This window comes from Shewanella algicola, assembly GCF_014648035.1.
Lineage (GTDB): Bacteria > Pseudomonadota > Gammaproteobacteria > Enterobacterales > Shewanellaceae > Shewanella > Shewanella algicola.
In genome coordinates this window covers 1-26,808 of record NZ_BMQI01000042.1, presented here as the reverse complement: position 1 = coordinate 26,808, position 26,808 = coordinate 1, and the positions used below count along the sequence as shown (strand labels likewise).

The following is a 26,808-nucleotide window of genomic DNA, read 5'->3' as shown; positions in this document are numbered from 1 at the left end:
ATGCCTCCTTAACTGCGCTTACGCTGAACGACTTTAATGGCCCAAATCATCACGCCAATTAAAAAGAATGCGCTAGGCGGTAATGTGAACATTTCATTTGCAAGGTACCAACCACCGTTTTCGATGGTGGTTAATATCTCATGGCCAAACAAACTGCCACGACCTAATAACTCACGTACAAATGCCACGCCTAACAAAATCAAGCCATAACCTATAGAGTTGCCTAATGCGTCAACCAGCGCTAAATGCGGTGGATGCTTCATGGCAAAGGCTTCTGCACGGCCCATAATGATGCAGTTAGTAATGATTAAACTTACAAACACAGATAACTGTTTTGATAGTTCATACGCTACATCTTGCAACACCATATCAACGATAATCACCAATGAAGCAATCACGGTCATTTGCGCAATAATACGGACACTGTTGGGAATAAAGTGACGAATACTAGAAATAATTACATTTGAAAAAACCAGTACAAAGGTCACGGCTAAGGTCATCACTAATGCGGTCTGCATTGAGTTACTGACCGCCAATGCCGAACACACACCCAGTACCTGCATAGCAACAGGGTTATTGGTAAAAATTGGCGATGTTAAAATCTCGCGAGTCGAACTGACTTGGCTCATTTATTTACCCTCCGCAGCAATAGCGTGTAAATAGGTTTGATACCCTTCAACGCCAAACCAAAACCCAACTAAACGTTGAATCCCCACACCGGTACGTGTTGCACCACTGACACCATCGATACCGTGAATATCACCTTCTTTAGCGCCGCCTTTGATGACTTTAATAGCCACTTTGCCTTTGTCATCAAACAACTTTTTGCCCTGCCACAAAGCTAACCATTGTGGGTCGGTAACAAAATCAGCAATACCTGGGGTTTCACCGTGTTCATAAAATACGATATTTTCAATGGTGTTCAGATCAGGCCTAATTGCCATGTAACCGTAAATAATCGACCATAAACCTTTACCGTAGATTGGCATCACAATGCTAGATAGCTGACCATTAGCATCATAAACTTCAAAAATACGGATATCAGTCGCCATGGTTTTAATCTTGGCGATATCTTTTTTAGGCTTAGTTGACGTCTCAGGGTTAATGGCCGCCATACGCTCGTCAAAATCGAGTAAGTTGTCTTTTTCGGTAACTTGACCACTGGCCAGATTCACCATTTTAGGCTTAACACGTTGTTCGAACAGGGCATTAAAATCACCTTGGCTAATATCAATGCCTGCGGCTTTTAATACAAACTGCTTCACTTCATCACGTTTTTTAGCCAGCTTACGCTCTTTTAAAATCTCAGCTGTACCTGTGATCATAAACGAGCAAACCAAACTTAAAACGATAATAAAAATCATAGTTCCAGTAACGGTATCTTTTTTAAAGGCCATGACGTTTTAGTCTCCGTTTGATATTGGCTTGAGCGACTAGATAGTCGAATAACGGTGCCCATAAATTGGTAAACAAAATGGCTAACATAATGCCTTCTGGCATTTTGGCATTGAGTAAACGGATAATAATGGTCATCAAACCAATCATAAAACCATAAGCGAACTTAGCTTTGCGAGTATATGAGGCGGTCACAGGATCGGTCGCCATAAACATCATCCCTATGGCAAAACCACCAGTCACTAAATGCCATGTCCACGGCATTGCTGACATTGGGTTTCTGCTTGATCCAAAGTAGTTAAACAATACTACTGTTAAGATCATCCCAACCATCACGCCAGCCACAACACGCCAATCGGCCACACGAGTTAGCAGTAAAATACCGCCACCAATTAAAATCGCTAAGGTGCTCGTTTCGCCAACAGAACCAGGGGTAAACCCTAAAAACGCATCCCACCAAGTGCTATCGCTAAACACACTAAACCAGCTTGCATCGACAAAACTGAGCTTTTTAGCCACTGTTAGGGTTAATGTGGTTGCGCCAGAATAGCCATCAACCGCCACAAATTGGCTTAATGCAGCCACTTCAGTTGGGTAAGCAAAATAGATAAATGCATAACCGGCCAGTGCAGGGTTTAAAAAGTTATACCCCATGCCGCCAAACATCTCTTTTGCTACAATCACACCAAAACTGAGGCCAAGTGCCACAATCCATAACGGTGTTGAAATGGGTAAAATTAGCGAGAACAATAACGCTGTGACAAAGAAGCCTTCGTGTAACTCTTGGCGGCGGACTTTGGCAAATACCACCTCCCACACGAGGCTTACTACCAATGCAGTGAGGTAAAATGGCACATAAAAACTGGCGCCATAGGCAAATAAACTGATTAAGCCTGAGCTTTCAGTTAACGGCCCAAACAACAAGTTATAAATAGCCAGTTGCCATACTTCTGGTTGCGCAGCACCGGCCATAATGGCCACCTGGGCTTGCAGCCCCAAGTTGTACATACCAAATAACATGGCAGGGAATAAACACATGCCCACAATGTGCATGGTGCGTTTAACATCAATTGCATCACGGATATGCACATGACCTTTGGTGCTACGGCCATTGGCAATCCATAATGAACGTAAGAAACTACGCATCGAGTCGCCATGAGCGTAATAGCTATCTTGGCTGGGCTTTTTCTGTTGCTGACTCATTAACCTTCCCTCTCGATAATATCTAGGCAAGCACGAAGTTCTTTACCAAAGTCATACTTTCCTGGGCAAACAAATGTACATAAGGCTAAATCTTCTTCATCTAGCTCTAATGCGCCAAGCAGTTGTGCTTCGTCGGTATCACGTACCACTAAATCACGTACAAGTAAGATAGGTAAAATATCCAAAGGCATCACATGGTCTAATCGACCAAACGCCATCATGGCGCGAGGTGAGCCACCAGCATGAGTGGTAAAATCAAATAATTTTTTGGTGCGGCTAAAGCCTGACATCATGATACCGGTGAGCGAAAACTTATTACTGTCATGGCGAACCCAAGGTAATACTTCCTGGCGATCGTTTTCAGTTAATACACTCACCTGGTTGTGGAATCGACCAAGGTAATCATAAACGCCAGCTGCTGTATGGCCTGACAATAACGAGCCAGACACGATGCGTGATTGGCGCTGATCAATTTCAGGCGCGACCCATTCGCTCAACTTAGCACCCAATTGAGTGCGCACTAAGCGAGGTTTTAACACATTAGGGCCAGCCAGTGCGACGATGCGGTCGGTATAAAGCTCACCTGTTAAAAACAATTTGCCAAACGCTATCACGTCTTGATAACCCAAGTGCCACACTTGACGTTCAATACTGACTGGCAATAAAGAATGAATATGAGTACCGACTAAGCCTGCTGGGTGTACACCGTTAAAACCTTGTACACTTACACGAGATAAGTCGTATTTTGATGTTGCAGACAGTAACGATTCGCCGTCATCCTGACACAAGTACACTTTGCCAGAAGTTAATAGGCCTAATACATATAAACCCGCCTCAAAAGCCTGTGGCTGAGTTGCAATCACCACCCGAGGGTCTGCCGCTAATGGATTAGTATCAACTGCGGTGACAAATATGCCAGCAGGGGTCGCATCAAGTTGGGGTACCCGTGAAAACGGACGCGTTCTAAACGCAGTCCACAAGCCACTTTTAACAAGAGCTTGCTTTACGCTTTCATGGTTTAAGCTTGTTAATTCAGTTGGCTCTATCACTTTTGCCGTCGTTTGCTCTGCATCACAGTCAATCACAACTGACTGTAATACACGGCGTTCGCCACGATTAATCGCAGAAACCACGCCGCTAGCAGGTGCGGTAAATAGCACGCCAGGCGTTTTCTTATCTTCAAATAAAACCTGGCCTTTTGTCACGCGGTCGCCAACTTCAACCATCATGGTTGGTTTTAGCCCGACGTACTCTTCGCCTATCAGTGCCACTTGCGTGGTTTTAGGCGCGCCGTCTATTTGCTGTAGTGGTTCACCAGCAATCGGGATATCAAGTCCCCGCTTAATGGTTATCACTGGATTTGTCACACCAGTCATGTCATTCACCATCTTAAAAAAATTTCGATAGCTTATAGTATATGTTTGCAACTGCTAATATATGAACAAAGATCACACTCCCAGCTCGGCTTGTAATTTTGGAACATAACCTAATCACAAATTTGTGAGGCAGATCAATTTATCTCAACCAGCGAAAACACTTTATGTAATTTTTGTATCAGAAAGGTTGTTACGTTTCTGAGCCTTTATGCTTACTTGCTAATAAAGCAAATAAGCATAAAACCCAGTATTTGAAAGGGATCTAAGAAGCGAAAACCACTTTTTAACACTACTTATGTCAATAATGAGCTTGTGAGCGTTGTAAGTTACCTTGTTGAAAAGTATAAACCGCATCCATCTTGTCGAGGGCGGTACTACGATGGCTAATCATCAATAACGTTTTATTTTCTGCAAAGTTCAACAACAGTGAAAGTATCTCCCGTTCGGTGCGTTTATCAAGCCCTTCGGTAGGTTCATCGAGCAATAATAATGGCGCATCGCGTAATAACGCTCTAGCAACACCAATACGGCGCTGTTCGCCACCCGATAATTGTCGGCCACCCTCACCAATCCACATGTCTAGCGGTTTGTCGCCTTGCAACAACGCCCCTAAGCCGACTTGTTGTAATACCGAGATAAAGCGTTCATCGTGAGCTTTTTTAGGTTCACCTTGTTGATAAGGTAAAGCCAGCGTTAAATTTTCGCGCAGCGTGCCTGCAAACAAATAAATACGTTGACTCACAACGGTCATTGACGCTCTAAGCTCTGCTTCACTGTAATCGCAAAGGGGTTGACCATCGAGGGTAATATCACCTTGTTGGGCTGACCATTCACGCGTCACTAGCCCCAACAAACTCGACTTACCACACCCGGTTGGGCCTAGTATTGCCACTTTTTGACCTGCGTTAAGGGTTAAGCTCAGCCCTTGTAAAATAGGGGTGTGTGGTTGATAAGCAAAATGAACATTGTGTAATGTCAGCGCGCCCGAGTTGGCTTTTAAGGGGCTGTGCGAATCAAAGCTTATCGCAGGTGTTTGTTCGGTTATGTCTGTGACTCGCTGCGCGGCTAACAGGGTACTGGATAAATGTTGAAATGCACCTGCGATGGGCATCATCATCTCCAGGCTCGCCATAGTAGCAAATACCATTAACGCCATTAACGGTCCTGGTGGCGTTGCATCGCCCACGCCCTGGCTGGCCAAATACAACATCACCACCACGGCGGTGCCATTAACTAAAATCAGCATGGCTTGGCTTAAGCCGGTAATATTGGCCATCGCTGTTTGTTGGCTAAATAATCGCGCTTGGGCTTGCTCAAGTTTGGCTAAATAACGCGTGTTTGCTGCAAACAGGCTTAATTCGGCTTGGCCTTGAATCACATCCAATAACATGACTCGGTACTGCTGTTTCGCATCGATTAATGCTCGACCTGGCGTTTTACCCAGAGCATAAAACACCACGGGTAATACACACCAAGCAAGCAATAAAATACTGCATAAACTCAAGGCTAAGTTAAGGTCAAACCAGGCTAAAAAAACAAACAGTCCTGCAATCATCAATAATGACGCCACTAAAGGCGTTAGCAAGCGTAAATACAAATGATCTAAGGTGTCGATATCGGCGACTAAACGATTAAGCAAATCACCACGGCGCAGCCCTTGTAAGTTAGCGGCGCTCAACGGTAAGAGCTTTTTCCACGCCCAAATGCGTAACTGAGTTAACAATTTAAATGTGGCTTCGTGGGTGGCTAAACGCTCACCGTAGCGGCTTGCTGTTCGTGCAATAGAGAAAAATCGCACGCCGCCAGCTGGGGTGAAAAAGTTAAACATTTGCGCTGTAGCAACTGATAACCCCGCGATTGCTGTGGCCGATAAAAACCAGCCCGATAATGACAACAAACCAATGCCGGTTAATAAGGTGATAAAGGTTAATATTAAGCCGGTCAGCATCATCAACCATTGGCGGCGAAACAAGGCTAAAAACGGCATTAATACTCGCAATGATGTGCTCCGTGTTGGTATCGATTGTGCTGCAGTTTGAGGCGAGTCAGTTTGCAGTGAGGTTTGCTCAGTTGAGTGATTCATTAGTAACCCTCCTGCTGTTGATTAAGCATTTGCGCTAACAAGCCTTCACTGCCAAGTAACTCACTCACCTCACCTTGCTGCACAATAAGGCCTTTATCCATCACCAACACCTTATCCATTGCGTTTAAGTCATCTAACCGATGGGTAACGGTTAACCCACTCGCGCCTTGCATGGCGGTTTGCAATGACGCCAACACAAACTGCTCGCTTTGAGCATCTAAACTGGCAGTTGGCTCATCGAGTAAAAACAGCTTGGCGGGTTGCGCGAGTGCCCGTGCTAAAGCAAAACGTTGCGCTTGACCAACAGAGACTCCCGCGCTTTGATCGCTGATCATCAGGTCTAGTCCTTGGGCATGCTTAGTGACAAAGTCGCTAATATTGGCTTGTTCAAGTAGCGTCATAATTTGCGAGTCGGTTAATTGTGGATTTGCCAGTGCGACATTATCGCGCACCGTGCCATGAAACAATTGAGGGTCCTGACCAAGCCAAGCTAAATGCCGGCGCCAGTCGCTAGGCGAAATAGTCGACAGAGATTGTTGATTCACCATTAGTTGGCCTTTGTAGGGTAAAAAGCCTAATAAAGCATTAAGTAAACTGGTTTTTCCTGCACCACTTGGGCCAACAATCGCCCAATGTTCGCCCGCAGGCAAGGTAAAGGAAATCGGCCCTAATAAGCGCTGTCCGTCGAGGCTGAACACCTCAAAATCAACCACTTCAATGCTGATGGCATCGGTTGAAAATGACGCTTTAGTTGAGCTTTGAGCATCTGTTTTAGTGCCTTCAACCTGGTAGTCGAGTAATTCAACTAAGGTTTCTGCAGCGCCAATGGCTTGCGCTTTAGCATGGTAATGGGTGCCTAAATCGCGCAAGGGCTGAAAAAACTCGGGCGCTAAAATGAGTACAAACATGCCGGTAAATAAGCTAATACTGACGCCGTAATGGCCAAAATCTAAATGGTCTAAATAACTAAAGCCAAAGTAAACTGCTAGCACGGCAATCGACACTGCTGCAAAAAACTCTAATACCGCTGAACTTAAAAAAGCTAAACGCAGCACCGACATGGTGCGACTACGAAAGTCTTCTGATGCGCTTTCAATATTACTAAGCTCAGCATCACCGCGATGAAATAACTTAACGGTTTGTAAGCCTTTTAAGCGGTCCATAAAATGGCCGCTTAAACGTGCTAACGCTTTAACATTTTTACGGTTAGCATCGGCCGCGCCCATACCCACTAAAATCATAAACATTGGGATCAAGGGGGCTGTGATTAATAAGATAACCCCTGCAGCCCAGTTAAGCGGAAATACACACACCAAAATGAGCAAAGGGATAAAGCCGGCTAACATCATTTGCGGCACGTATTTAGCGTAATAGTCGTGCAAATCTTCAACTTGCTCAAACACTATGCTTGCCCACGCACCGGAAGGTTTACCCTTAATAAACACAGGCCCTAACTCAACCAACTTATTCAACACAGCTTGGCGAATGTCGCTGCGTAAACGTTTACCCGCCTCAAAACTCACTCGCTCACGCACTTGCACTAATGCAGCACGCAAGAGTAACAGACCAATGAGACCCATAAACTCAATGCTCGATGCTTGCAATGGCATATTTTGCATAATCACTTGCTGCAAAATACGCGCGATACAATAGGCCTGACCCACAATAGCAACGCCATTGAGCCAGCCACATAAAATAGATAACTTAAGGAAAATACCACAGGCAGGCTGTTGACTTTTAAGCCACTGAGTTAATGACTTTTCTAACGACTTATCCATAACGCTCCGGCTGTGTTGAACTATGCCCCAAATTGGCTTGCAGTATCGCAGCACTGGGCCAGAGATAACACCTTAAACAGTGTAAATGTTAACTGATTCACATTTTGCTAATGGACTATCAGTAATGGATATCAGTTATAGGGAATCGCGCTTAAATCAAGCTTAACCTACAACAGAAAAGGTTCATTCGAGGGAGTATGACCGTATTTAACTAACACATGCCATAACAGTTTTAAGTCTTGCATCTTTTTGGTGTGCGCACCGCGCTCACTCCAGGAGGTCGGTTGCTTTTGCAGTTGATAAGCAGCTCGGCCAATAATTTCAGCATTGATTATCTGATCTTCAGCAATACTTTGTGCCAACGTTGGCATCGCCGCACCACGAAAGTCATCGGGGACATCTGTAACCCGCATTTGTCTGCCATTGTGCCAAAGCAGTTCAATGTCATATTCATCGCACAGTGCCAGTAAAGAATCACCAATTTGACTGCCAATAAATGAGGGGTCGGCCACTAACACGGCAACATCTTTATCTAACGATAAATCACCGTGAATTTGCGCCTCAATATAATGATCCAAATTACCGCAAGGTTGATTGTCAAAACGCTTTTCTGTCGGGGCGGTTAAATGCTGACTAAAGTAATTAATCAACTTACTGGGTTTAAGCCCTTCGCAGCCTAAGGCATATTGGCGCTCAAAACTTTCGCTCAATAGCGCCGCTAAAATCACATCAAAGCACTTAATGGTGCCTTTCTCTTTTGGCAGTCGGTACGAGTCCATATAGCTGAAAGTACAGCGCGGCAATATTTGCGAATGAGTCACTAAGTAACAACTGCCAAAACGCGGTGCTGGGCCTAACGGACAGAGACCAAAATCAAGCGCGCCGTATTTGGGGCGATGCTTAATGCCAGAATAACAATTGCCAAATAACTGGTTTTCCCAATGGTCGCGGGAGCCACCAAGCTCAGGCGACAAATGGCCATTAGACACATGAGTTTCAAACTGGCTTTTATACACACCGTCGCGCAATAAGCCGTCGACCACACAGAGGCCACGGCTATCAATTCGGTCGGGGTGAAAATGCAAAGCCACTCGACTCTGGCTAGAAAGTTGGCGCATCGCCATTTGTAACGCTAAGGTAGAAATGTTCGACATTAACAACACATTCTTAATCACAGCATGAGCGTGATCTCGCAGCTCATATGCCGTTTTCTCAATGTGTGAGTGTGCCGTTAATTTCATCAGTTGATATCACCTTAACAGTAAATAACCTCAGCTAAGTCGCTGAATATAGGTTGTCATTTTATTGTATGTAATAAGTTGAGTTTTAGCACTGATCGTAGCCTCAAGATTAACACTATTTCATTCTAAATCATTATATTCATAAGCATTGATAGCTAAATGTGTCTCAAAGACACCACAGCAAGGGCCAACAGCACCGCATAGCTTGCAATTATCAAGAGTTTATTAGCACTTATAGCTGTTTTCAGGTAAGCTTCACGGCCGCCGTTTCTGGCTACCTTTTATTCAAAGCAACAATGCGTTGCCCAAAGAGATTTTTCTATGAGTTTTGCCTCACTTGGTCTGAATGCTGCTATTTTAAAAGCGGTTGAAAAACAAGGTTATGACACCCCCTCTCCTATTCAAGCACAAGCCATTCCTGCCGTATTAGCCGGACAAGATGTGATGGCAGCAGCCCAAACCGGGACAGGAAAAACCGCAGGATTTACCCTGCCAATCCTAGAATTATTGTCAAAAGGCAGCCGTGCTCAACGCGGTCAAGTGCGTGCATTAGTATTGACACCAACGCGAGAATTAGCCGCCCAGGTACAAGAAAGTGTGGCCACATACGGCGTTAACTTACCGCTTAAGTCGGCCGTAGTATTTGGCGGAGTATCCATTATCCCGCAACTTGCCGCGCTGCGTAACGGCGTTGATATTTTAGTGGCAACCCCAGGCCGATTACTCGACTTGTGCCAACAAAAAGCCATTAGTTTTAGTAAATTAGAAATCCTGGTGTTAGACGAAGCTGACCGCATGTTAGACATGGGCTTTATTCGCGACATTAAAAAGGTGTTAGCGTTACTGCCGCCTAAACGTCAAAACTTGATGTTTTCGGCGACCTTCTCGGACGACATCCGTGAATTAGCGAAAGGCTTAGTCAATAACCCAGTCGAGATTTCGGTGACGCCACGTAATGCCACCGCCAATACCGTTACTCAATGTGTTTACCCATTGGATAAAACCCGTAAATCTATGGCGTTAATCGAATTGATTAAAACCAACGATTGGAAACAAGTATTGGTGTTTTCGCGCACTAAACATGGCGCTAACCGTTTGGCCAAAAATTTAGACGCTGCAGGCATTAAAGCGGCGGCTATCCATGGTAATAAAAGCCAAACTGCCCGCACTAAAGCATTAGCTGATTTTAAAGCTGGCACAGTGCAAGTTATGGTGGCAACTGACATCGCAGCGCGCGGTATCGACATTGACCAACTACCATTTGTGGTTAACTTTGACCTGCCTAACGTACCTGAAGATTATGTTCATCGTATTGGCCGTACTGGCCGTGCAGGTTCTACGGGCCAAGCAGTATCGTTAGTCGGCCTTGAAGAAGTTAAATTGTTGCACGATATTGAGCGCTTAATTAAGCGTACTATTGAACGTAAACAACTTGCCGGTTTTGAAGCACCATTCACTATCCCTGAAGCAAGTAGCCGCTCAGGTCATAAAGCCAATAGTGTTAAAAAGCCCAACCCGAATCGCAGCAAGCATGCTCAGCAGCAAGCCAATGGTGCACAAGGTGATAAGCCTGCGCGTAAATATGACTCGCGTCAGCAATCTCGCAGCAATAAAGAAGGTCAGTCGCAAGGTGCTAACAAGCCAAAAGCCGCCGGCAACAGAGCTGAAGCGATTGCCAATGGTAACAAACCACCACAGCGTAACCGTCCACCGCGTCGCAGCGGTGGTGCAACTGGTGGCGCTGCAGCGAGTAGCAATAGCAACACGGGTTCTGCGTCAAAGGGCAGCGTTAATCCATACGCCAATGCCAAAGTAAAAAACTAAGATTGAATTTAAGCGATACGATTTATGTCTTATTGCTTAGTGAATAGCTGCTAAGCCAATCGTTTCTTAGCCAATAAAAAACCGCTGAACATTGTTCAGCGGTTTTTTGTTTAAACATTTTTTACGATTACATAAACCAGGCCCGATAGTTACGACCCTTCAACTTACCTTTATTGAGTTTATTCAGCGCTTGCTTTGACGCCTTACTGCTTACAGCAACATAGGCACGGAACTCAGTGACTTTAATTTTACCAATATCATTAAAATCTAGGCCGTTATCACCAGTTAATGCGCCAACAATGTCGCCTGGACGGATCTTTTGCTTTTTACCCGCATCTATTTGAATGGTGATCATCTCAGCCGTTTGAGGCTGCTTGTTGAGTGCACTCATCGCGGGTAGTGTTTCACCGATGATATCTTTGTTCATGGCTTCTTCAATCATTGCCATTTTGTAACCGTCATCTTCACCAAAGAAGGTATAAGCTGCACCCGAGCTACCCGCACGGCCAGTACGGCCAATACGGTGAATGTGTACTTCGGTATCGTAAGCAATGTGGTAGTTAAATACTGCATCAAGCTCATCAATGTCTAGGCCGCGCGCCGCCACATCTGTCGCCACCAAAATACGGGCACTGCGGTTAGCAAACTGTAATAACATTTGATCGCGATCGCGTTGTTCTAAATCACCGTGCAGTGCTAACACACTAAAACCAAACTCAGCTAATGCATCTGCCACTTGCTGGGTTTCGCGCTTAGTATTACAAAACACTACCGAGCTGCGCGGTTGCTTATCAAGCAACAACAAACGCAACGCCTCAAGGCGACCTTTGTTGTCATCAATACGGTAAAAGTGCTGTTCAATGGTTAAGTTGTCATGCTTTTGCTCAACTTTGACCATCACAGGGTTATACATAATTTGATCGGCGATCGATTTGATTTGCTCAGGGAATGTCGCGCTAAATAATAACGTTTGGCGTTCACGCGGCGCAGCAGCAATAATCTGGTCGATATGCTGCTGAAAGCCCATTTCTAACATGCGATCGGCTTCATCTAAAATCAACATGTTCATGTTGCTTAAATCTAAGCGGTTACGATCTAAATGATCGACAATACGACCCGGCGTGCCAACAATAATATGCGCGCCGTGTTCAAGCGAACCCACTTGCGGCCCCATTGGCACACCACCACACAAGGTTAATACTTTAATGTTATGAATACCGCGGGCAAGTGTACGGATTTCTTCAGCGACCTGGTCAGCAAGCTCACGGGTTGGGCACAACACCATGGTTTGAATACGAAAACGTTTTACATCAAGCTTATTGAGCAAACCTAAACCAAACGCAGCCGTTTTACCTGAACCTGTTTTTGCTTGGCCAATCACGTCTTCACCGGCCAAAATTGGCGGTAAGCTTTCGGCCTGGATTTGAGTCATTGATTCAAAGCCCATAGTTTGTAGGTTTTCAAGCAATTCAGTTTTTAAATTAAGTGATGCGAAAGCCATGTTAACGGCCGGTTCAGTAGACTTACTCAAGGCGAATATCCTCTGATATCGAAAGCAAAAAAGCGCACAAGTGCTGCACAAACAAATTAGCCAAGGTGATTATTGTCAGTATAGCGAATGCTACACATCAAATTGTCCTTGGCCATATATACCCAATCAACCTGAAGATGCTCGATTTCAGCAAGAATTTACACGCGTTTAGACAAGGCATTGATTGCTGGTAATGGTTATTCCCTTTCCAAAATCAGCTAAATTAACAAAAGCCGCAGCATAAACGCGTGTAAAACTTGCCCTTTGGGAGTTTCACCGTGCTTCCACTACGTTGTTACGTTAACTTATAAGGTACCTACATTACTGCATTAACGCGCCTAGTATTGAAAACACGGTGAAGCTCTGAAACACGTCTCTTCAAGTTGATTGGGTATACGCGCTATTGTAGCAATTTTCTTCAGCTTTCGCTGACAAATCTTTCTCTCAAACAGGGATATTTTATGATTAGCTGACTATTCTATCTGGCCAAAAAGCCCTTGCTGATAATCACGCACCGCTTGGTCTATTTCGGCTTGGGTATTCATCACAAACGGGCCCATTTGCACTATTGATTCATTAATAGGATTGCCTGCAAAAATCAATAGGCCAGCCCCACAAGCTTCTGCTTGAAAATGACACAACTCAACGGAATCTAGCAGTAACAATTGCCCTTCGCCTGAGGTTTCACGCAGTCCCAGCTCATCCACGTAATGGATTTCACCTTGGTATATATATACAAACGCGGTGTGATAACGTTCAAGGTTAAGTGTACCGTAGCCGTGTCCATTCAAGGTCAAATCAGCTATCGCCCCCTCCCCAGCTAGCCCTTGAATAGGTCCATCGATAGAGCCTAGACTATGATTAAAACCCCAATGGCCAACCAGGGCTATCAGGGTCGCGCCGTGTTCATTACTCTGTTGTGGTTTAATGCAGTGAGTGCTGTCTTGATAAATTGGCGGGCGCATTTTGTCTTTAGCTGGCATGTTTAGCCAAATCTGAAACCCATGCAGACCATCATTGGCATCGGCTATTGGCATTTCAGAATGCACAACGCCACGGCCGGTACTCATCCACTGTACATCACCGGCGCGGATTGGTTTAACATTACCCATTTGATCGCGATGTTCAAATCCACCTTTACGGATATAGGTAAAGGTTTCGACACCACGGTGAGGGTGTGGCGGAAAACCACCGATAAAATCTTGTTGCTCGTTAGATTTGATTTCATCAATCATTAAAAAAGGATCAAAGCGAAGCCGCTCAAAGTCAGACACTCGACTGATGTTTACACCATCACCGTCCATTGCCGCTAAGGCACTAAAACGCTGTATCACTCTCATGCAAACCTCAATCTATGAACCTATTTGTAACAGAATAGCAGGCCTCTAACCGAATAAAAATGGCATAATAGTGTGATTTACTGTCGATAAAATCGATACTTTTTTAGGCTTTCAAGAGGCTAACACGGCAAGCGACTCTAGCCAGCTGAATCAGGTTAGTTAAACTGCGCCACCAACTCTGTTTGCCTGCTCCCTTGGGCACTAATATCTTGGCTGTGTAGCGACGCATGTTGGCAATTTTGCTCAAACTGTTTAATGCCACTTTGTAAAGTCATCGCATTAGTATGAATTTGATTAACTACAACAGCTTGCTGCTCCGCCGCTACCGATATTTGCTCACCGTTATTTTCTATAATGGCCATAACATTACTGACTGAGGTTAAACTTTCATCCAGCATTTTGCTTGAATCAATACTCTTATTAGTCAGTACATGACTTTTATCCATTTGGGTCACTGCCTGAGCGGTAGTTTCGCTAAGTGTATTAATAATGGTGTGAATTTCGCTTGCTGATGTTGCCGAGCGACTGGCTAAATTACGCACCTCATCAGCGACAACAGCAAAGCCTCTGCCCGTTTCACCTGCACGAGCGGCCTCAATTGCGGCATTAAGCGCCAATAAGTTAGTTTGCTTGGCTATCTCCTCGATGACCTCAACCACTTTATTTACATTTTGGCACTGCTGGTTTAATGACGAAATAGCCACGCGCGACTCAGCGAGTAAATTATTAATTTCTGATGTTGCGGTTTGGCTATGTGTCAGCGCCTCTTTAGTGGCTTGTATTTGAGAAACCAATTGATGAATTTCTGTAGTTGAGTTTGCTGTATTTTGTGCGATATCAGTAACAGATGAACTCATTTGCCCAATAGAGGTAACAACCTCCTCAAGATTTTGTGACTGCTCAACAAGCTGACTTTGGTTGGCATTATTTTGCTGTTGATGCTCATCCAATCCTTGCTGAAGATGTTCACCACTGTCTTTAATACGCCCTACAACCGCAAGCGTTTCTGCTTTTTGCATCCGTAAACTTAACTCTAAATGAGATAACTCATCGACATGACCTGTATAAACAAATTGGTTCAGTGGATTATTATGTATTGACTTACTCACTGCGATCACGGTTGCAAAACGGTGTTTCAGAAAATAAAGTGGCATGCAAAAGCACATAACAGCAGCAACAAACCCAAAAACTGCAAATGTTGAACTTAAATAAGGTAGGCAGACAAACAGGATGACAGAACACAACCAAGTGAAAAATAACTTAGTGATAATACTGGCACCCAATTTAGGTTTGGCCTTTTTACCAGCATTTATCGCATCGTAACAAGCCTGAGCACGCTGAGTGAGTTCAGGATCTGCTTGTGTTCTTACTGATTGATATTCGCAAATACTGCCATTACGTTTTATTGGTGTAACGTAGGCGTTGACCCAATAATATTTACCGTTTTTACACCGATTTTTTACCAGTCCCATCCAGCTTTGTCCTTGCTTGATGGTATTCCATAAATCAGCAAAAGCAGCTTTGGGCATATCAGGATGGCGTACAATGTTATGTGGTTGATTAATTAACTCATCTTTGCTGTAACCGCACACATTAATAAAGTCTTCATTCACATGAGTAATAATACTGTCTAAATCTGTGGTAGAGAGTATTTTATAATCTGACGGATAGGTGACTTCCTCATTGATAATTTCTTTTATAGCCATATTGATGTCGTTAACTTTTTTATGTAGGACAAGAATATGATTATTAATCAATCAATATGACTTTTATGTGATTTCCGGCGACTTTAATCAGAAAAGCACCAAAATTTTTAATATTCACGAAATAAGTCACATTATAATAATAACGAAACTGAGCCAGTTCATACTTAATACAACACGGTTTATTGCTTTTACCTCACCGTTAAAGACTGACCCAGTATGTTGAAGCATTAACCGATAACATTGCTCTGATGAGTATTGAGCAAAACCTCAACAAGACAGGTATCAGCTCTAAGCAATCATACTTGGCTTACTCATGATGTGTACTAGATAACGGTAAAGGATGTAAAACACCGTATAATCAAGGTTAGTTTATGATTAAAGGAATGTGGCGTGCTAACAAAAATCCTTATTACATTTTTAGTGATTCTGGGTGCCGTAGTGTATTTACGACGAGGACGCAATCGCAACGTCAAGTACACCAGAACGATTGAAATTGAAAAAACACCCCTGCTTAGCAAGATAGCTATCTATGCGATGATCGCCGTGTCAATGCTGGCAACAGCAGGATATTGGGGCTGGGGCTGGTATGATGATAATACGATTGTAGAAGTCACGATTTCATCTCCCATTGAAGCGATGACAGCCAGTTACCAGGTGCGTAAAAAAGATATTGAAGAGCAGCGGATAACCACCATTGATGGCATACAAATCAGACTCTCCAATCAAGAGCGACTCACCGTTAAAGCACTTAAAACAGATTAACGTGATCGGTTTGCTTTTCGATAAGCTCACACTTATTAACTCATGTAATATGTCAGTTTGGTGTGTTTGTTTTAGGGCGAGTAAATCTTAACGCAGCTTACACAAACGCATTTTACCTCGTCAAATGGATTGACATAACAACCCACTCTCCCCTTTCCTTTTATAACAAATTGAACTTTACTTTCTATTAACAATCAAACCTAACACCCATAAAATAAACGATATTTTAGTGACATGGATAGCATCACAGCAACGCGAGAAGGCAGCAACAGACAAGCTAATTCGGTTAATCCACAACGCCTAGCCACGCCTTTGTTTTACGCAATTGTGATTCATAGCATATTAATATTGCTAATAGCTTGGTTTTGGCAACAAGATACCAAACGCCGAGTGGCCGAAATCAAAGCGCCAATAAAACACAGCGCGATTAAAAGCTACCTTATTACCTCGCAGCAATACCAGTCGATGCTAAACGAAAGTTATTCTGAACCCATCAGTCAACCGCCAGCACAACCCACTCAAGCTAAATCCGATGCTCACAAGCCCCTGCTCAAAATTAACAATGAAGCAACTCAAATAGCGCCAGTTGTCACCAGCACAACAAATTCATCAGCGCCAAATAAACCCAATAAAACGAATACACCCACAACCCCTGCTGCAGAGGTATCAACTCATGCTTTTAATGCTGCAATCTCAATGAAACAGGCTACAAGCCAATATCTACAGCAACAAAATCAACTTGAGTTTGAGCAGCTTGTTGGCGAGCAAACCGCAGCGCAACATCAACCAAGAGGCAGTTTAAGTGAGATGGATGCGACTTTGAATTTTATTGAGTTAGCCCCCACGCCAACGGATACAAGCCAACCCCATACCTTAAATCACAAATTAGATCCTAATCGAATCGTAAAACAAGGTGATTATTGTTACACAGTGGTCAATCTGGCTACCCAGGTTAATCCTCATGGTTGGGGGTTAGGTTTTGCAGAGTATTGTGGCGAAGATAAGCAAAAGCAGCAGCTGACAGAAGCCATCCATAATAGAGTCAATAAAGTCAAAAAAACGGATTAATATTCACCGATATTATCAACCAGGCGACTGCGTAATCCGTTTAGGTTGTTTGTAATATTACTCCGATATCACCTGATTTCGCCCTTGAGCTTTCGCTTTGTAAAGTCTTTCGTCAGCGGCTTTATATATCTGGGGTAAATGGCTACCATCATCAGGCCAACGCGCTACCCCAATACTAATGGTAATATTAAGTGGGCAGCCGTCAATAACCGTAATTTTATCAATCGCCAGCCTTAACCGTTCAGCAATTTTTTCAGCCTGTCGCATGTTTGTGTTAGGGATTAACATACAAAACTCTTCACCGCCAAAACGAAACGCCCAATCATTACGACGTCGCATATCACTGATTATTGTTGATACCTCAACTAATACTTTGTCACCGACATCATGACCAAATTCGTCATTAATTTTTTTAAAGTGGTCTAAGTCAAGTAACAGCATAGAGACAGATGATTGTTCCTGCGTCAGGCTTTGACACAACATCTCAAAAATAGAATCCAATAGTAAGCGGTTATTTAACCCTGTAAGTGGGTCAAGAGAGGCCATTTGTTGCAAGCGCTCTACTGCTTCGGCTCGTTTATATTCATAACTATAAGACAACGCCCAAATGGCCGCTAAACACAGCACGATATTGGCAATGGTAATGGGGTAAATATCAGCAATATTGTATATTAAGTCATACATTAAAACCGCAATGCCTGCCACCATATACACACTGGTATAAATGGTGCCTAGCCTAATGCCCAGTAGCAGGTACGACAAAACAGGAATGATAAATAACCAAGTAAACAGCCCCGAATTAAACGAGGCGCTATAAATGCCAATAAGAATGACCGTATACAGGGCAAATAAAAATATACAACACCACAGGGTTAAGTTAGTTGTGCGCTTATGAATAGCGAGGATACCAATACACAAAAATACTACTGCCAGCTCAACCATGGCATAGATCTGAAAACCACTGAACCAGTTATTAACAACAAAAATACTGCCTGCAATAATGATTACAATTAACACCGCCTTTAACACTGTACGACGATACTCAAGTTCAGTTGCCCACAAGTTGGGGATGATCATTAATCTAGTAGTCCTGTATTGAGTCACAGCTGCCTAAGTGGCTAAATTGAAGATGGCCATGATTTTAATGAGTTTTATATGATAGCCAAAGATTAGTCTAGAGTTGGCAGACACGCTAGATAACGTATCAAATTTTATCTAAACGCTGTTAAGAACAGTGTCTTTTATTAATGATGTTTATTGTGTTATTCACTTTTTATATTGCATGGCGTTAACACACAACGCTTACCTTGGAACTCACAGTATCAATAATGGTTCACCTACGCGCCGTAAAACAACCTAAATAATTTGCTGTCCCTAGCATGACATATCAGTTAATTCTAGTTCAAATTTGAACAGGTATTCATCATACTATAATAACAACTCATTTAGCCAAGTTTGCTAACCATAAAAAACCAAAAATAAAATGGCAAAACCCAATAAAAAAGGCCCTACACGCACTGTCGATATTTATTGCGCTAAATGTAAAGTGCAACTTTTTAAGTACCGTAAAGGTGGCAAGGGGGCACTCATAAAATGCTTTAAAGAGCGTATTACAGAAGACTTGACTCAAGTTGCTTGCACTTGCCCCGCATGTGGGCAAACCTTTGCTCGAGAATGTTTAATTCGTGGTGCACCGGCCCTCAAAATGATTGGAGGCAAAGTTACTTTTAAATAACCTAGTCATCACCGGTATGCACCTGCACACTTTAATTCTGTCTTATACCGCCTGGCTCACTTATTAATGTTAAATAACCAATTGGCTATCACAGCGATACAACCACAACATCAAGCGCCTAATATCGTTACAAAAAAAGCTACACAGGCCTAAAACTGGGCGTTTAGCATTAATTAGCAGTTACGATTATTTGCGAACGGGATCGCTTTTTGTAAAACTAAAACTGCAAAAATTTTACTTATTGTGCTAAATTTAAAACTCACCGTTCTAAATTTAACATTGAGAGGCGACTATGGCGCATCGTTGGCAAATTGCAATTTCTGCAGGTTTATTAGCAGCTGTTTGGGCTGGTCTTGCTGATGTGCTTCATCTGGTCACATGGGTCGGCTTTCTAGGTTGCAGCACATTTTTTGCGCAAACTGAAACAGGCGTAAAAGGCATGATGATGGCAATGATGACTAATCTTTCAGGTGTATTTTGGGGATGGTTAATTATTGCAGGCAGCGGTGTATTGGGTTCACCTATCATTAGCTATGCATTAACCGGTATTGTGACTGCGTTTATGTGCCTACAAGCCAGCAATAAAAACTTTGCGTTTATTCCTGGTACATTTATTGGCTGCTGTATCACATTCGCATTAAATGCCGATATTGCTGCTATTGTTCCGCCACTTATGATTGGTGCAATGCTTGGCTATAGCATGAGTCTGTTAACTGGCGTACTTATCACGCTAACAGATAAAACAGCTGATTCATTAAAAGATAAAACGGCAGAAGAAGCCTAAATAACTACAGCCTACATAATGATGCCTTCATATTTTTAGCTGATCACATCCATTCATATGTGGTCAGCAATAACGATAAGATGCCAACCTCTGTGGTTTCCAACCCACTTTTCCTCTCGGTTCAATGTAGTGCAATCATCACTTTATTATCAGTAATCAGGCACTACACGCTGAGTCTCAGCTAGCACATCGATAATTAACTGACTGAGTAATAAAAGGCCGAAAAACCAAACGCGAGCTCTATGAGTAAATGGAAAGTCAACGCAGGTCATAAACTGCGGGTTTTGAGGGTTAAACAAGACAATAAAGGCGAGGAAAATATCATCCCTACAGCTTCATAAATCGGTTTTTTGATGTGGGATAACACTTCGAATATACAAACAATAATGGTCATTATGACCGCTGCAGCGGCAGGGTTAACCTTATAGTGCTTGGTTAAGCAATATTGCCCGCCACCCAGTAAAAAACCACGATGAATTATCTCCCATCCAATAATGGTCGACGCGGTAAAAATTAAAAAACGTTGAAATGCACCTGACTCTCTGAGCCCCTCTAACGAACGACCATGGCGGTAGTGGGATAAGTAATCTGCAGCAAAAAATTGTAAATATATAAACAAACACAGCAAAAGCCCAAAAAGCACACCCATAAATATCAAGGTTTCACGATTAATCGTGGGCCGAGAAAAGTACAGATGCTTTAACGGTATTGCCAGCAAAAACACCACAATAAAAGGTAATACTAACCGGCTTAAAATCCAATAACCTTTAAATCCGCCCGATGCTAAAAAGCTGTTGCTGACATACACTCCCACCACCTGAGACAACAATACCACCAACAGTAATATACAAAAAGGGGCCGCCATTTTGACGCTAAGAGGTTGGTCCTTGTGTGGCATGTTTATGACTTCCGCTTACGCTTTTACAGCTTTAAAAGACAATTGCCACACAGTCTGTTATGTCGACATTATTATTGCAAACTAGATAAAGCGCTGAAAAATAGCGTGCATTCACAAAGTGCTTAGCTAAGCTGCTTAGGGAAAGCATTTAATCAGTATTGGCATTGGTCACACACGAATAAGCACCAGTGAGTTGTTGATTAAACCGAGCTTTCATATGCTTTAGCCAACCATTCAATCACTTCATTATCAACTTCGGTTAGATTTTTTAGCTGTATTCTATGGGTACACATAGTGCCAAATGGCCCGGAGTTTTCTAGGCGCCCTTGTACTGCCACCCCTTTCAGTTTCAAGCCTAAATCTATTCTTTTTTTAGTGGCTGGTTTAATTAACGCAAATTGGTTTTTTCTAATGATACTGACACTTGCTTTTTTAGGCGTAATGACAATATCGTCACCCAATTTTTGTACGGTTGAAATCAATAAATCATAAATGGGTTTAAGTGACTCTTTACCACCATATTGATTTGATACTAACTCTTCAGGAGAATCCTTTGTGTCCTTTGACAAGGTCACAATGGTATTGGCAAAACCATGGGTTACACCGTGCTCTGTTTTCAAAAACGTTACAGCTTCAGAGTGTTTAACAAAATTTTCTTGTTTTAATATTTCAAACCACTCTGTTAATTTTTTACCTGTTTTTTCAGGCATATTATCAATCATCGTTTGCAGTGCTTGATCCATACTCTTCTCCTTTTGCTTCAAAACATAACACCTACTATGCAGAAAACACATTGTTATGCTGCCGTTGCATACTATCAGAGCTTAGCACTCCTAAAGCTTTCCCGTAATGAGCCACCCATTCTTCGACAGGCCGAAGGTGAATGGAGAGTCCCACAGCAGAACACAACTCAGTTATTCCAAGGTAGGAGCTTGATTTTTGACTCATCTGTAGCATTCTATAGTTATGCCCCACTGTCTGATGAAAATAATGACATTGATTAAACGACTCAACACCCTAGCTCTTTTGGCATCACTCATAGCACCTTTATGTCTCGCCGTGGAAAAAACCTCGCAAGAGCAGCCTAACTATAATACTGATAATTGGGGTATAGCTATCGGTATTCGTCGGGGCGATATTCCCTATGCAGTAGAAGAAGATGAAGTTTACGATGTGCTGCCACTATTGAAGTTTGAAAATGAATACATTTTTATCAATGGCATGGAGGGCGGCGTACATTTATGGCAACAAGGCGAGCACCAGATTAATGCCTATACCCGCTTTCGCTTCGTCGATATACCAAAAGAGTTACAAAACCAATCTCAAGCTCAAGCCTTCGATTTTGGTTTGCAATATAAATTCAACCACGGGCCATGGGAGGCTGATGTCGCATTATTATCAGACTCTTACAAGCGTGGCTATGTGTATTCGCGCACAAAATATCACTGGCAACAAGGAGATTGGAAACTCACACCTTACGCAGAATTCCAATGGAAAAGCGATGACTTTAACCAGTATTATTATGGATTAGAACAATATGACGTGGGCGGCGGTATTCAGGTTAACGCAGGACTAGAAGCGCAATACCATTTGATCAGTAATCTGTATCTACTTGGTCAATTTGGCGTTGGGCGTTTAGAAGACAATGTATCGAATCTACCAACCATAGATAACGCTTATCAATATGAATCATTTTTAGGTGTCGCTTTCTTTCCTGAGCCTAATAAACAACACTATCACTCGACGCCCCTTAGTGATGACAACGATGAGTTTTTAAGGCTTTCACACGGCTGGGCAACGCCGTCTAATCTCAACGAGATATTAAGCTGGAACACACGTTCTGACCGATACAATAATCAAATGAGTTCGTTGTTTTATGGTACTCGATTAACCAAAACTCTGTTTACCTTACCTATTGAGCTTTACTTTACCCCTGGCGTGGTATGGCATCACAGCTCTGCGGTGCAAAATGATTTAGCCGAAGGTGTCGTCGCGATTAAAGCATTTTATACATTCGAACTAGGGCCGAGGTTTAGACTCGGTGTAGCAGAAGGGGTTTCTTATGTCAGCAGCCTGACTTATATTGAAGGGTCTGAGATTGAAGAAAAAGGTTATACCCCCTCAAAATTACTGAACTACCTTGATTTCTCTTTCGACGTTAACATGGGCGATCTATTGGATAACTCGAATTTGCACAACATGTGGTTAGGATATGCCATTCATCATCGCTCTGGGATTTTTGAAACAAGCTCTGCATTTGGTCGCATTAAAGGTGGCAGTAATTACCAAACGGTTTACGTGCAATGGCACTTCTAAAAAGCACCCACCCTCATTTTAAGTCATTACATATAAATACATAGGTGGCATTGTGAGTGAACGCAGCTTAAAGGGTAAGCCTGCCTTTTTATTTAAGCAAGCAAACGTAACAAGCCGTCCGCCTCTTAAATAAGCCATATATGGACGCTCCCAGTGAATCGAGATAATACTCGCGCATCAAATGCTTTTGGATCATGTAATGATTTGAAGCTGGTAATTATTTGAATTTGGTAAAGTTAAAGATTTTCAACTCCACATTCTTGGTACAAGTATTAAAGTTGTCTGGCGTGCAAATTGTAATTGGCGTGTAAATTATTTTCTCATATTTTTGTTCTGTGACAATCTTATGCAATGTCAAAATGGCTTGTCTACCCATTTCATATGGGTTTTGACCAATATTGATATGAGCAAGATTATCTCCCAACATCGTTAATTGTTCAGAAGATGTATCAGTGATAACAATAATGACCTTGTTGTCATTAATTTTTGCCTGATATGGAGCAATCATTTGACGGTAAAGCACTTGGTCATTTTGCGGCCAACCACCTACTGCAATAAAGGAGTCTGCTTTTACAGGCTTACCTTTCAAAACCGATTCCATCTGCTTAACAGATCGTTCAAGTTGATCAAAATTAAAAAAAGGTTCTCTAACTTCGGTCCAACCCGAGTCGTTATTAAGCAATTCTCCGGGCGGTGCATCGTATTTTTTTCCGGATAATGCGGAACGGACTCCCATCAGTCTTAAATTCAAATTGGGAGAATCTGGTCGTCCAGATTGCATTATTAGTGTCCCCCCATTGGGCCGAAGTTTTTTTAACTCTTCACCTAATGATTTACCCAATTCAAAATTGTCAGTGCCTACATAGGCTAGGCGTAAATTATTAGGGTCTTCGTTGATTGAAGCATCAAAATCAGAGTCATAGGTAATAATTGGTACGCCTAATTCTTTCGCTCTCTTCAGACTATTTTTAACGAGATATTTAGATTGCGTAATGGCTACAGCAATACCATCTACACCTTCATCAATCAGTTGATTTATTACCTGATCTTGCATCCTAACGTTACTTATATAGGGTCCCCGATAAATGCATTCCACGCCTTTTATTTGAGCGGCGGCATCTATACAACCAGTTTTACTTTGCTCAAAAAAAACACTGTTAAATTTAGGTACCACAGCAAGCTTCAACTCTTTTCCATAGACAGAAGATATGGGGATAACACTAAAGACAATCAACAATACGAGTAGTCTCGCCACATAACCTCCTGAGATAAATCAGAGCACTACTCTGCTTTACAATAAAAGATAGCAAAGGGATTCACTTAAAGATATGAGATAAAAAAATATTATTGAACATAGACGTGTGGGTTAATCGACATTGTTGTGTTTTCAAATCGACCATACAGCCTGGATGGCTACATCATTAAGTCGCCAATGGGTTCACATTTTTAAATACTTGTCTTAATTTGATTTTTAACTTTATGGCAACTTGTTTTAGGTCATCCCAAGCATCAAACACTTTGGCAGGCATTCAAATAACACTGGGTGAGGATGTTAGGCAGAACCGGTAAATACAGGCATCACAGGTTCTTTTTTAAAGATGCCACCCATGATTATATAGAGAAATATAACGACTTTTATTTTTAATCCTCTGTACAGTGCCCTTAAAGCCTTTATATCATTGAATTAACACTTCTTTATCTGACCACTGTTTTGCTTTATCAGCATCAACCTTTAACACCACATGCAAATGATTACACATCACAGCGTAGGCACAGATATCGATGGCAAAGGTGGTCGCTAACTCAAGAATGCGTGAATCAACCCACTCACGCCGATGCTCAAAATTCTCTCCTGTAGAGTTATCAATTCCACAAAGAAATGCCTTACGCACCACACTCGAGCAATAGTGATAATAAGGCGTATCTTCTAGACTAACGATTGTCTGTCTTGGTCTGGCCATCTTTAATTACCGTTTGTGAAAGGTAAATAAAGCATGGTTGAGTGTTTATTATTTAGCCAGCCGGAATGGATAGCAATGTTAATTAAAACCACGAATAGCTCTTGTTACAGCTCACAATTTAGCAAAGGGGCTCAACCCTATCGTTGCATCTATGCGTGTGAGGCGTTAACGTGATGGTAGATAATGAGTGTTATTAGGGAGGCAAGTATGAATCGCTTTATCTCTACCGTTTTGCTAGCGTTTGTCGCAGGCGTCATTGGCAATACGAGTGCTGCAGTTGCCGAAGAAAAAGAGCAGATGGATGAATACCACTTCCGTCTCTGTATGATGCTGGCAGAGCGGCTAGAGGACACCGAACGCAAAGTATCGAATAACTTTACGGATGGAAAAAAATACTCATTGGAAGCGAATAAAATTATGTTGATTTTACTCAAAGAAAATGATCAGATTGAACCCGATCGCGAAAAAGCATTAACGAAAGAATTGGACCATGCCAATAAAATGCAGGAACACCACGAAAGAAAGATGAAGGTATACGAAGACGTTCTGCCTGTATATGAAGCTGACTTTCAAAAAACCTGCACCAACAAGCAAGTGCCTTCTGCGTTAGTAAAAAAACATTGTTCAGGGCACTCGATATTCCTCGGTGAGTTTTGCAAGGCACAAGTGAAGGCAGGCCAATAGTCCTTAATCGTCGTCCTCATTTGGACTTTAAGCATTAATAGAGCGACTTTTCAGAGCCTTGAATTTCACCATTTGAGGATTAACCGATAAATGTCTCGGCTTTAACTTCCTGCGTCGCTCTACCTCCTAAATCCATTTGGTCGTAGTCCCCCTCTGCTATTTCAAAAAAATGAAAAGCGTCAGGCAGCATTCTTCAAGGGAAAAGAAGCCACAGGGAAAAGAAGCCACCCATAATTTGTAGTTAAACCTTACCTGACAGGGACTTACACCCTGCAAGATGCATCAAGCTTTGCTTGACGCACTAACGCCCGCATAAACGGACAAAAATTGTTGGCTAAAATTTGTTGAGGCTCGAAACATAGCCAACTGTTTTTGTTCCGATTTAATGCACTTGTTACGTGTCCGCGGTTTCAATGCCAACAGTTGAAAAATACATTCCTTCTTCTTCGTCACTTTCATTATCTGGGCGCCAAAACCACAAACCCAATTTAGGTATCTCGTAAGAGTAGCCATCATCTTCTGTAATTGGCTTTATACCTGTGACTTCTTTAACCTTTACTAGAACCTCTTCTACAGGAACTTCCAAAACAGAGACTCCTGATAACATCACTTCAAAACCACAGCCACGCGATAACTCAATACTATCTACAATTGGATTATCACCATCGTAAAATATTTGAAAACCAGAATCGAAAAATGCATCAGTTGGATACTTACTCATGGGTGTTTTCATAAAACTATCAGGAGTCGCATTCATTAAATCAGCAATTGAAGCACGACTTTCTCCTAATTTAATAGGATTTATTCCAATTGTAGGAATTAACTCAAACTTACACTTCATAAATTAGGACTCAATATTTAAGATACGATCGTGGTAGAGCGGGCCATTACTGACCCGACCCCACACAGATCCGGACGTGCGGAACTACCGCATCCGGCTCTTCAGTTATATATTCACTCGTGTAAAACACGACCCTAGTACCAATCAACCAGCACTAGACGCTTGCTGACCTTTGGACTCTCAATTCTAAAATACTCTAACATCTTCTTGAAATTACTCGGTAATCTCCCCATTTTTAACTGAGATCAAAAGTAGATATTTAGGCCACTAGTGCCAGTTTTT

At 42.5% G+C, this 26,808-nt stretch carries 22 protein-coding genes and 1 pseudogene; 7 read left to right on the top strand and 16 right to left on the bottom strand.

What is annotated here, in order from left to right:
- Positions 1–8: 8 nt before the first annotated feature.
- From IEY42_RS16330 to IEY42_RS16300, 7 genes are all read right to left on the bottom strand, one after another.
- A complete protein-coding gene (locus IEY42_RS16330) occupies positions 9–629 on the bottom strand; it encodes an NADH:ubiquinone reductase (Na(+)-transporting) subunit D (protein ID WP_188918179.1) in 621 nt (206 codons plus the stop codon).
- On the bottom strand, positions 630–1,397 hold the full coding sequence (locus IEY42_RS16325; protein WP_188926247.1) for a Na(+)-translocating NADH-quinone reductase subunit C: 768 nt from the start codon (positions 1,395–1,397) through the stop codon (positions 630–632).
- A complete protein-coding gene (locus tag IEY42_RS16320; protein ID WP_188926245.1) occupies positions 1,387–2,598 on the bottom strand; it encodes an NADH:ubiquinone reductase (Na(+)-transporting) subunit B in 1,212 nt (403 codons plus the stop codon). The genes IEY42_RS16325 and IEY42_RS16320 overlap by 11 nt, the downstream gene beginning before the upstream one ends.
- Positions 2,598–3,974 carry a Na(+)-translocating NADH-quinone reductase subunit A gene (locus IEY42_RS16315; RefSeq protein WP_188926243.1) on the bottom strand — a complete coding sequence of 459 codons (1,377 nt, stop codon included), beginning with the start codon at positions 3,972–3,974 and terminating at the stop codon, positions 2,598–2,600. Before IEY42_RS16315 ends, IEY42_RS16320 begins: the two co-directional genes overlap by 1 nt.
- 298 nt (positions 3,975–4,272) lie before the next feature.
- Positions 4,273–5,973: a heme ABC transporter ATP-binding protein/permease CydC gene (gene cydC, locus IEY42_RS16310; RefSeq protein WP_188926282.1), complete on the bottom strand. Its 1,701-nt coding sequence runs from the start codon at positions 5,971–5,973 to the stop codon at positions 4,273–4,275.
- Between the two features lie 83 nt (positions 5,974–6,056).
- Positions 6,057–7,835 carry a heme ABC transporter permease/ATP-binding protein CydD gene (gene cydD / locus IEY42_RS16305; protein ID WP_188926241.1) on the bottom strand — a complete coding sequence of 593 codons (1,779 nt, stop codon included), beginning with the start codon at positions 7,833–7,835 and terminating at the stop codon, positions 6,057–6,059.
- Between the two features lie 167 nt (positions 7,836–8,002).
- Positions 8,003–9,076, bottom strand: a complete 1,074-nt coding sequence (locus IEY42_RS16300; protein ID WP_188926239.1) for a DUF3626 domain-containing protein — start codon at positions 9,074–9,076, stop codon at positions 8,003–8,005.
- A 321-nt stretch (positions 9,077–9,397) separates the two neighbouring features.
- On the opposite strand from IEY42_RS16300, the gene IEY42_RS16295 reads away from it, so the two are divergent.
- Positions 9,398–10,900, top strand: coding sequence for a DEAD/DEAH box helicase (locus tag IEY42_RS16295; protein WP_188926237.1), 1,503 nt, complete (start codon positions 9,398–9,400; stop codon positions 10,898–10,900).
- Between the two features lie 127 nt (positions 10,901–11,027).
- On the opposite strand, the gene dbpA is transcribed toward IEY42_RS16295, so the two are convergent.
- The 3 genes from dbpA to IEY42_RS16280 all read right to left on the bottom strand — a co-directional run bounded on the left by dbpA (position 11,028) and on the right by IEY42_RS16280 (position 15,477).
- Entirely contained in the window at positions 11,028–12,401 is a 1,374-nt protein-coding gene (dbpA, locus tag IEY42_RS16290; protein WP_188926280.1) for an ATP-dependent RNA helicase DbpA, read from the bottom strand.
- Between the two features lie 503 nt (positions 12,402–12,904).
- Positions 12,905–13,771 (bottom strand): pirin family protein, encoded by an 867-nt coding sequence (locus tag IEY42_RS16285; RefSeq protein WP_188926235.1) that lies wholly within the window; start codon positions 13,769–13,771, stop codon positions 12,905–12,907.
- A 155-nt stretch (positions 13,772–13,926) separates the two neighbouring features.
- Entirely contained in the window at positions 13,927–15,477 is a 1,551-nt protein-coding gene (locus tag IEY42_RS16280) for a methyl-accepting chemotaxis protein (protein WP_188926233.1), read from the bottom strand.
- A 390-nt stretch (positions 15,478–15,867) separates the two neighbouring features.
- On the opposite strand from IEY42_RS16280, the gene IEY42_RS16275 reads away from it, so the two are divergent.
- Both IEY42_RS16275 and IEY42_RS16270 read left to right on the top strand, forming a co-directional pair.
- Complete coding sequence (locus IEY42_RS16275; RefSeq protein ID WP_188926231.1) at positions 15,868–16,239, top strand: hypothetical protein; 372 nt, start codon at positions 15,868–15,870, stop codon at positions 16,237–16,239.
- Between the two features lie 234 nt (positions 16,240–16,473).
- Positions 16,474–17,307: a hypothetical protein gene (locus IEY42_RS16270; protein ID WP_188926229.1), complete on the top strand. Its 834-nt coding sequence runs from the start codon at positions 16,474–16,476 to the stop codon at positions 17,305–17,307.
- Positions 17,308–17,364: 57 nt separating this feature from the next.
- On the opposite strand, the gene IEY42_RS16265 is transcribed toward IEY42_RS16270, so the two are convergent.
- A complete protein-coding gene (locus tag IEY42_RS16265; RefSeq protein WP_188926227.1) occupies positions 17,365–18,384 on the bottom strand; it encodes a GGDEF domain-containing protein in 1,020 nt (339 codons plus the stop codon).
- Positions 18,385–18,790: 406 nt separating this feature from the next.
- Between IEY42_RS16265 and IEY42_RS16260 the strand changes: the two genes are divergently transcribed.
- The gene (locus IEY42_RS16260; protein ID WP_188926224.1) at positions 18,791–19,042 is read left to right on the top strand and encodes a hypothetical protein; all 252 of its coding nucleotides are present in this window, start codon (positions 18,791–18,793) and stop codon (positions 19,040–19,042) included.
- 292 nt (positions 19,043–19,334) lie between these two features.
- Positions 19,335–19,826, top strand: a complete 492-nt coding sequence (locus IEY42_RS16255; RefSeq protein WP_188926222.1) for a DUF1097 domain-containing protein — start codon at positions 19,335–19,337, stop codon at positions 19,824–19,826.
- 268 nt (positions 19,827–20,094) lie between these two features.
- On the opposite strand, the gene IEY42_RS16250 is transcribed toward IEY42_RS16255, so the two are convergent.
- Together IEY42_RS16250 and IEY42_RS16245 are read right to left on the bottom strand one after the other, a co-directional pair.
- The gene (locus tag IEY42_RS16250) at positions 20,095–20,724 is read right to left on the bottom strand and encodes a hypothetical protein (RefSeq protein WP_188926220.1); all 630 of its coding nucleotides are present in this window, start codon (positions 20,722–20,724) and stop codon (positions 20,095–20,097) included.
- Positions 20,725–20,924: 200 nt separating this feature from the next.
- On the bottom strand, positions 20,925–21,467 hold the full coding sequence (locus IEY42_RS16245; protein ID WP_188926218.1) for a DUF4287 domain-containing protein: 543 nt from the start codon (positions 21,465–21,467) through the stop codon (positions 20,925–20,927).
- A 316-nt stretch (positions 21,468–21,783) separates the two neighbouring features.
- On the opposite strand from IEY42_RS16245, the gene IEY42_RS16240 reads away from it, so the two are divergent.
- Positions 21,784–23,040 carry a MipA/OmpV family protein gene (locus IEY42_RS16240; protein ID WP_229780113.1) on the top strand — a complete coding sequence of 419 codons (1,257 nt, stop codon included), beginning with the start codon at positions 21,784–21,786 and terminating at the stop codon, positions 23,038–23,040.
- Positions 23,041–23,257: 217 nt separating this feature from the next.
- Here IEY42_RS16240 and IEY42_RS16235 read toward each other — a convergent pair whose 3' ends face one another.
- Positions 23,258–24,295: a substrate-binding domain-containing protein gene (locus IEY42_RS16235; protein WP_188926216.1), complete on the bottom strand. Its 1,038-nt coding sequence runs from the start codon at positions 24,293–24,295 to the stop codon at positions 23,258–23,260.
- Positions 24,296–24,719: 424 nt separating this feature from the next.
- Positions 24,720–25,001, bottom strand: a pseudogene (locus IEY42_RS16230) (transposase); the annotation flags it as partial.
- Between the two features lie 207 nt (positions 25,002–25,208).
- Between IEY42_RS16230 and IEY42_RS16225 the strand changes: the two are divergent.
- Positions 25,209–25,685, top strand: a complete 477-nt coding sequence (locus IEY42_RS16225) for a hypothetical protein (protein WP_188926215.1) — start codon at positions 25,209–25,211, stop codon at positions 25,683–25,685.
- 394 nt (positions 25,686–26,079) lie between these two features.
- Here IEY42_RS16225 and IEY42_RS16220 read toward each other — a convergent pair whose 3' ends face one another.
- On the bottom strand, positions 26,080–26,526 hold the full coding sequence (locus tag IEY42_RS16220; protein ID WP_188926214.1) for a hypothetical protein: 447 nt from the start codon (positions 26,524–26,526) through the stop codon (positions 26,080–26,082).
- Positions 26,527–26,808: the final 282 nt, after the last annotated feature.